Here is an 8,010-nt window from a genome sequence, read left to right on the forward strand (position 1 = left end):
TATTGAGAGCTTAAAATCATTTAATGAAGTTAAACACGAAATAGAATATGTCTTCTCTATGCGCACCAAGGTAAGGGATGAAGCATTAAGACTAGATAAGACTGTACCTCTAAGCAAAATCAAAAAGTCCCAAGGCAGTTTAGTTAGTTTTTATTGGAGAGCTGCTTTAGAGACAGATAGCAAGCTAAAAAATATTTTAGTAAAGTTAGAAGGTTTGAGTATTATTAAGGATGCTAATTGGTCAAGTTTAATAATTAGCTTAGGTCAAATACAAATGAAAAGTGCATTAGTCATAGCTGCGTTTACTGGCATGCGTAAAAGTGAAATACTATCTATCCCTTTCAACGGACTAAAATACATCCATTCTGATAGTGGTGACATACCTGTAATATGGTCAACCACGACAAAACTAGAAAGCAACGGCGTACCAAGGTTCACAAAGTGGGTGACAGGCTCTATTGTTGAAGAAGCCTTTAAAGCAGCTAAATTTATCGCAAAAGGTGCTTTAAACTGGTCTGGCAACAAGAGTAAGGTAGAAACAGATGATAGTACATTGCCTTTATTTCTTTCGATTGAAAATGGAAAATTTGGCAAACCTCATCCACATTTCGACTACTCAACGACTGCCTTGAATGTAAACCTTATTCAAAGGATTATGTCATCAGAGCACCTCTTAATTTCAGAGCAAGACTTAGATGAAGTTAGTCATTTTTTATATGGAGATGAAATATCTAATAAAATTAAACTAGGACAACCTTGGCCATTAGGATTCCATCAATTTAGACGTTCTTTAGCGGTATATGCTGCCTCTAGTGGTCATGTTTCATATCCCACCCTTAAATCTCAGTTGAAACATATTAGTATGATAATGACAGTCTACTATACGGACTCAAACTCCAGAGCAATAAACATTTTAGGAGATGGCTCTGAAGTAAAAGCTATGCGAAAAGAATGGCAGGACGCCAAAGCGAGAGTAGAGTCAGATAGTTTACATGAGTTATTAGGTAGTGGCGTAACTCTAGCAGGTGCTGCTGGCAAAAGCCTACAAACAAAAAGGGCTAAGAATAAGCTACCAAAATTTTTGGAAAATAGAAGGAGTACTAAGAAAGCAGTTAAAAATGGCAAGATTCGTTATCGCACCACTCTAGTTGGTGGGTGTATGTCTCTTAAACCTTGCGATAAAGGTGCAGGCGTCCTAGCATCTGCTTGCATTAGCTGTGAAAATGCTGTGTTCTTACCAGAATCTAGAAGTAGCTTGTTACAAACCAAAAATTTCTATGAGTCTCAGCTCACTTTAGATATTCCAAAGCGTGTCCATCATGAGTACGAAACAAGCATTAAACAAATTGATAGCCTTCTTTCAGTATTAGTAATAGGCTAAGGAAAAAACATGAAAACTAGTAAAGCGGAACAAGCTTATTGGGAAGCCTTAGACCGTCTAATCACTAATAAAGCTAAAGTCGTCGAGACTAAGTCGTCACGTTTTAAGTTCACTAGAGACGCTGTAGGTAGAGAGGCAGGTAAAGGTAAAGGCTATGTTCGTCATGAACGATACCCAGAACTATGCCTAGCAATAAAAGATGCAGAAGAAAATCGCGAAAAACTTGCTCAGAAAATGCCTAGCGATACTGCTAAGCTAAAACACGAAAAAGAGCTTAAATTAAAAGCGAAGTTGAAGTATGACACACTTAAAAAAGAATATGATCTTCTGATGCAGGATTATCTTAATATTTTAAGACAGAACTTTGAGCTTCAATCAGAACTAGCAGATTCTTCTAATACTATATTAGTTAAAGGATCTGACGATTAGTTTAATCTTATCATCACTCAACTGAGATATATTTTAGCGATATAGCTTACTATAACGTTATTTGGCATAATACAGTAATTGAGATATTTTATAAGCATTTTTATGAATGACAATGATTTATGCACCAACCTAATCAATATATTCGAAAAATTATTACCAACGTTGAGTATAATTGGCGGTGCAGATGAGCCTTATTATCAAGCAACCCAAGAAAATGAGAAAGCAAAAATATTCTTTAAACAGAACTATCCAAGAAGTCTATTACATGAGATGGCGCACTATTGCTTAGCTGGACCAAGGCGTCGCAAACTAGATGATTACGGTTATTGGTATTCTCCATGTGGTAGGAATGCTGATGAACAATCACTTTTCGAGAAAGTTGAAGCTAGACCACAAGGTTTAGAGAAAGCTATGTGTGAAGCTATAGGCATTAATTTTTCACCTAGCTTGGATGATTTTTCAGGTAGACCTGCTTCAAAAACTTTTCTAAACAAGCTGGAGGAATCTTATAATGAGATGAGGATCAACCCTCCTCCAACAGCTAAAAAGGTTTTAGTAGCTTTGTCGAGCTTTAATTATTATGCTCAAAACATTTGATTGAAATATCTTACTATTTTATATTTATTAAATACAGAATGTGAATTATCTGCATTATTTTGAAGAAATCAGATGTTGGCATTTTTCTTGCTTCTTCAATCTGTCATAGTTAATTTCATCATCACTATTTCTGTGATTGTCTAAAAACTCTTGTTCTTCTTGGGTTAAAGGCTTATCTAATCGCTTTTTCTGTTGAACAATATCTAAAAAAACATTATCCATGTAGCCCTTTTTAGGGTTGTTGCCGTACTCTTGAAAGTTTTGAATAGAGTCTAAAATAGACATCATGCGCCCCTTCTAATTTGTTCTTTGTCGGTGCGTTCATCTTTGATAGCAGTATCGGCACGATAGGCGATAGACGCAGTGGCGATTCTTCCGCTACTGCATGATACTGGCTTAGTCGATAGGTGGTAAATTGCCATAAACTTCGATTGCTCTATTTAGTTTCTGTTTTAGCGTCAGGGAACGCCCTTACACTTTCACGTCTTTCTATGTTTTGTGAGCTATTAAAAGCTTGGGTTCGTTTATTAGTAGCTTCAGTGACATTGGCACAATCAGCACTGACGTTATTTGTTTGCACATAGACAGACTCACATTCTTTCAAACGTTCTTTGCGCACTTCATTATTCTCATAATAATAATCAACGGTCTTAATTTCTTCAGCTTTAACATCATTAACAACTGGGCTATCCGTATCCTCTTTAGCTTCAGCAGACTCATTAGAACTGCAAGCGGTTAAGGTCGCTAAGAAGAAAATAGATAAAAATATTTTTGATTTATTGCTAATAACCATATTGTTAGTTCCGTTACTTTTGAGAGTCAAGGAGATTTCTCCTTTGCGAATTATGAAATCCCTATATACTGAAACAAAGTTGAATTTTAGCATGGTTTTCATAAGTTCGCACTTAGTCAGTGCGCACTTAGTCAGTGCGTGGATTACTAATCCTATAGTTTTGCTTGAGTAGCACCCTGCTCACTTCCTAAGGTAGTATAGCTACGGCTCTCTCTAATTCCTTCACTTTCCCAGTACTCATCATATAGTGCATCAAGCGCATACTTAAAGCCACAATCATGTATTTTGAAGATATCGTCAAAAAACACCTTTGACATAGCTGATTCAGGCAAATTAACTTCACGATTAAATGGTTTACATTTCCATATACCATTCGCAACTTTATCAATATTGCTTTGAAGAATAGTATGTATAGAATTTGAGGCATGTTTATTCGTAATTTTTGGCTCATTTGAATATGAGGAAGCACTTTCAACTGCCATCCAAACAAGACGACACAGCTCAGCTACAGAGTAAGTAGTCAAGTTTGACTGTAACAAGCTCATCATCTTTCCTCCTAATGGAGGTGACAAATTATTAAATCTGGCCCTTTCAATAAGATAGCTCATGCACTCCGCTAACTGGATATTCTCACACCAATCCCTGAACGTAACATTATCTATTAAGTCATTGATAATTTTTTTCTTTTTTATTTTAATGCTAAGATTGATTATGTCTTTTGCATCATATGCAAAGTCAAAGGTAGCTTGAGAGTAGTCTAGATTTATATCTATCTCACCTGATTCAGCGATATTTGCATAATCTAAGCTATCTAATGGATTTAGTAATAAGACATTGGTTTTAAATAGATGCTCTAATATCCTCTCATCCATTGTATATAAAGGAGATAAAGGTATTTGTAAGTTGTCCGTTAATGCAAGTGTGGTCTTCAGATTACCAGCTCCCAGACTCTCAAAAATAGCTATTAAAAGAAGCTTGTCGATCAAACTTAGATCTCCCACTGGAAGGATAGCGTTTTCCTGTTCTAATCTGTAGTTATTGAGAGCATCAATAACAGCCTGTTGTTGCTCTTGCTCTAACTTCTCCTGCCGCTCTTTGAGTTCATTCAAGCATTTATTACAGCGCCACTTATCTAATTCTAGATGGATTAGCTCAGATCTAGTCTTACAATTTTTAGCAACTCCACAATCTATACATTGGCAATCTAACACTAAGATATGAGCGTTTTCTTTAGCTATTTTAGGTATTTCATAATGCTCAAAGCCATACTCTTCACCAATTTCTTTACAGGTAAATACATAGCTATTTTTATTAGCTTTTTCGCGTAACCAATATTTTTCGCAAATTTCTTTATTAATTTCAGTAATGTATAGCTGATATTCTATTTTAGTTTTCATACCTACCCTCTAATACCGACTATATCCCGTGGATATTATAGCTGACCACTGTGAGTATTGCTATTTTTAGCAGTGGTAAATGAGATGACGACAGATGAGCGCATGATTGCCTTTGGAAAGCGTGTCCGTGAGGTGCGCAAAAGCAAAGGAATATCTCAAGAAAGACTTGCAGAGATGGCAGATATTGATCGAAGCTATATGGGGAATATTGAGCGTGGTGAGAAGAATATCACGCTGAAAAAGGCATACGAAATATGTGATGCGTTGAATATTGAAATAAGTGATTTAGTGTAGATTAGAAATATTTAAGCATATAAAAACCAAAGACCATGTTCATTATGATCTTCGATTTTCATTTAATTAGCTGAAGTGTGTGGAGAAAGTATTGTAGTTATCAGCCTTTACGAATTTAGCTGGGTTTTCTAAATCTATACCATTGCTATCTTTGCTCAAAGCCTTGAAATGTTCAATACCACAATCAATCTTGGCCTTCTCAGCTGCTCTCAAATCATCAGAAAAAATGCTTGATTTGGTTTCAACTACAAAGTATAGCTGCTCACCTATCTCATCATCTTTATCAATAAGTACAGCCCAGTCAGGGTTGTAACTACCTAATGGCGTATCAATCTTAAACCAAGCAGGTAGTTTAGTATAAAGCTTAACTTCTGCTGATTGCTCAAGCTTCTCAGCAAACTCAAACTCAGTATTAGAATCACAAACGATGTAATCATAAACTGACTTGTGTGCTTCAACCATATTTTTTAGATAACCTGTTAGCTCTTCTTCTTGAAACAGTTCTTGAGCATAATAATTGTCATCACCAATGCGCTGGTACGAGATACCATCAACAATGGCTAAACGCATTTGTTTACGAATAACTTCCGCACACTGCTGAATAAATAGCTGTGGGTTTTTCTTAAAGGCTTCGAGCTTATCACCCAAACCAAGCAGTATATGAATTATCGTTGAGCGTGTTAGATTCGTTTGTGACTCTAAATAAGTAACAATATCAGGGAGCTTAAAGCTTACCTCTAGCACACCTTGTTTGTCTTGAACTTTATTACCCTCTAAATCTAAATCAGAAACGAGAAGTCCGGATTCAGCAATTTCAACTCTTCGTTTTTTCGACTCATACTTAACACTAGAAACGACAACGGAAGCCCTGATCTCTTTAATGCACTTCTCTACAAGCTCACTAACGCTAAAATTCACTCTATAGGTCGTTTTATACTTAATACGATCCCAAAGGGCTTTAAAGTCATCACCTAATACGACTTGCTTACCCTCTTTCTCCCTCAGCTTAGCAGTTTTCTTTTCCTCATGCTTCTTGATGCTCAAACCTCTTGCAACTTTAGTTAAGGTAGCAAGAATAGCTTCAGCATGTTCTTTTACACTTTCCGGGAGAGCCACAGTGTTATCAGCCAAATCGATTTTCAGAGAATCTTGAATTTTGCCTTTGTTATTGATATAGCCATGACTTTCAAGGTGCTGATAAATTTCTTCTGATTTTTTTGCTCCAAGAAATTCTTTATCATTATGCTCATCGGATATTACGATATTGGCAAACTGATGTTTTTCTACTACACCAAACTTAATACCTTCTTCTTCTTCAATTTCTTTCTGGAATTTAGCTACAAACTGATCATAAGATTCGTTTACCATAACTGTTAGTGTGTTTACTTCAAAACCGTAAGGTACTCGCTCACCCGACTGATCTACAGCTAGACGCAAACCACGACCAACTTCTTGGCGCTTTTTCGTTTCCGATTTTGTCTCATTTAAAGTGCATATCTGGAATACGTTCGGATTATCCCATCCTTCTTTTAGAGCAGAATGACTAAAAATAAATCGTAGCTTCTCATCCATTGAGAGCAACTTTTCTTTATCTTTCATAATGAGGTTATAAGCTGATTCATCAGCAATAGTTTTACCACCTTCACCTTTTGCTGAAAGCTTAGATTCTGCAAACAACGGATTTCCTAGGGCATCCTTCTTTTTATCTTGTGCAAAGTAACCATCATGGACAGAGCTTGCCAACTCCTTGAGAGCTTGTTCATTGATAATTGACTTTCCAGCATCATTCTTATCCCATACTGAAGGGTATAAAACACGATACTTTGGTTTTTTAAGCTGTTTTATAAACTCTTCTTCAAACCAACTGGCAAACTTACCTTGTACAGGGACACCATCTTTAGTGTACCCACGATAATTGGATACTTTATCAATAAAGAATAAACTAAGAACTTTAATTCCTTTTTGGCTAAGAACTTTAGAGTGATCCATCGGATCAACGCCAGTGGTAATTTTTCGATAGAATTTCAGTTCTTTTTCAAGATGCTCCTCTACTGTTTTTGATACTTGCAGTCGCTTGTAAGTGTCTTGATCAACTTCACCGATAGACTGATTGAGTTCTATGATGTCATCACGACTCGTAAAATCAATATACTCGCTGCCCTCCTCACAATAAATCTCATTGATCATGTAACCTTGGTAGAGGTCCCGTCCACCAGAGGCTTCAAATAAGTCAGTACCTTGTTTTACTGCAATAGATTTACGAGGCTGCAATTTACCTGTTTTGGTCTGAGCATCGATTTCAATTTTTGCAGTAATTGGTGACTTCTTGTTATCAACGCTAAGAAGCTTAATATAGGCTTGGTTATGATTATCTTTAATTTCTAATGAAGCTACTTCAATTTGTTTTACTAATTTACGCTCAAAAGCATCTCTCGAATCCAGCTTATAGAGTTTATTAAAATCCTCATTCAAGGTAGCTGAGTAGCGAAATGTACATAACGGATTTAAGCTAGCAATCGCTTTTTTACGGTTGGCTGTAGAAGCTACTGACTGAGGTTCATCAATAATTACTATTGGGTTTGTCGCTTGAATAAATTCAATGGGCTTCATGCCATTTAGTCGATCATCTGTACGATGAATGAGGTTGGCTTTAGTCTCTTTTTCAGGATCAGTAAATGATTTACTGAAAGCATCAATGTTGATTACCATAATCTGAATATAGTCATTAGTAGCGAAATTCCTTACCTGATCTCGCTTTGATGAGTCATATACGAAGTAATCATACTGAATATTTTTATATTCTTTTCTGAAATGGTCTTCTGTGATTTGCAAAGACTTATACACACCTTCTTTAATGGCCACTGAAGGAACAACAATAATAAACTTACTCAAGCCATAACGCTCATATAGCTCAAATACGCTACGCAGGTAAACATAAGTCTTACCTGTACCAGTTTCCATATCAATAGTAAAATCAAGGCTAGGAAGTGCTTGTTTGGTTGTTTCTGTTTGCGAGAGCCCATTCAGCAGCTGAACATTGCGAGTATTCTCATACAGCTCTTCTGGTAGAAGACTAAGTGCATTAGCGACACCAATGTCATTATTCTTCGAAAATAGAC

The 8,010-nt window shown here is 36.3% G+C and carries 8 protein-coding genes and 1 pseudogene; 4 read left to right on the forward strand and 5 right to left on the reverse strand.

Features of this window, described 5'->3' with window-relative positions; all coding sequences use genetic code 11:
* The 3 genes and pseudogenes from ACT3QP_RS13340 to ACT3QP_RS13350 all read left to right on the forward strand — a co-directional run.
* Positions 1-1,381 (forward strand): annotated as a pseudogene (locus ACT3QP_RS13340) (hypothetical protein); the annotation flags it as partial.
* A gap of 9 nt (positions 1,382-1,390) precedes the next feature.
* Positions 1,391-1,810 (forward strand): hypothetical protein, encoded by a 420-nt coding sequence (locus ACT3QP_RS13345; protein ID WP_444525842.1) that lies wholly within the window; start codon positions 1,391-1,393, stop codon positions 1,808-1,810.
* A gap of 102 nt (positions 1,811-1,912) precedes the next feature.
* On the forward strand, positions 1,913-2,407 hold the full coding sequence (locus tag ACT3QP_RS13350; RefSeq protein WP_444525843.1) for an elongation factor P hydroxylase: 495 nt from the start codon (positions 1,913-1,915) through the stop codon (positions 2,405-2,407).
* Between the two features lie 54 nt (positions 2,408-2,461).
* Here the strand turns inward: ACT3QP_RS13350 and ACT3QP_RS13355 are convergent, their stop codons facing one another.
* The 4 genes from ACT3QP_RS13355 to ACT3QP_RS13370 are packed head-to-tail and all read right to left on the reverse strand — an operon-like array spanning position 2,462 to position 4,597.
* Positions 2,462-2,692 carry a hypothetical protein gene (locus ACT3QP_RS13355; RefSeq protein WP_444525844.1) on the reverse strand — a complete coding sequence of 77 codons (231 nt, stop codon included), beginning with the start codon at positions 2,690-2,692 and terminating at the stop codon, positions 2,462-2,464.
* The gene (locus ACT3QP_RS13360; RefSeq protein ID WP_444525845.1) at positions 2,692-2,829 is read right to left on the reverse strand and encodes a hypothetical protein; all 138 of its coding nucleotides are present in this window, start codon (positions 2,827-2,829) and stop codon (positions 2,692-2,694) included. The genes ACT3QP_RS13355 and ACT3QP_RS13360 overlap by 1 nt, the downstream gene beginning before the upstream one ends.
* 14 nt (positions 2,830-2,843) lie before the next feature.
* On the reverse strand, positions 2,844-3,302 hold the full coding sequence (locus ACT3QP_RS13365) for a hypothetical protein (RefSeq protein WP_444525846.1): 459 nt from the start codon (positions 3,300-3,302) through the stop codon (positions 2,844-2,846).
* Between the two features lie 50 nt (positions 3,303-3,352).
* On the reverse strand, positions 3,353-4,597 hold the full coding sequence (locus ACT3QP_RS13370) for a hypothetical protein (RefSeq protein WP_444525847.1): 1,245 nt from the start codon (positions 4,595-4,597) through the stop codon (positions 3,353-3,355).
* Between the two features lie 84 nt (positions 4,598-4,681).
* Between ACT3QP_RS13370 and ACT3QP_RS13375 the strand changes: the two genes are divergently transcribed.
* The gene (locus tag ACT3QP_RS13375; protein ID WP_444525848.1) at positions 4,682-4,891 is read left to right on the forward strand and encodes a helix-turn-helix domain-containing protein; all 210 of its coding nucleotides are present in this window, start codon (positions 4,682-4,684) and stop codon (positions 4,889-4,891) included.
* 66 nt (positions 4,892-4,957) lie between these two features.
* Here ACT3QP_RS13375 and ACT3QP_RS13380 read toward each other — a convergent pair.
* On the reverse strand, positions 4,958-8,010 hold a 3,053-nt coding region (locus ACT3QP_RS13380; protein WP_444525849.1), incomplete at its 5' end, for a type III restriction-modification system endonuclease.

The sequence above is a fragment of the Psychrobacter sp. AOP7-B1-24 genome (genome assembly GCF_052376215.1).
Taxonomy (GTDB): domain Bacteria; phylum Pseudomonadota; class Gammaproteobacteria; order Pseudomonadales; family Moraxellaceae; genus Psychrobacter.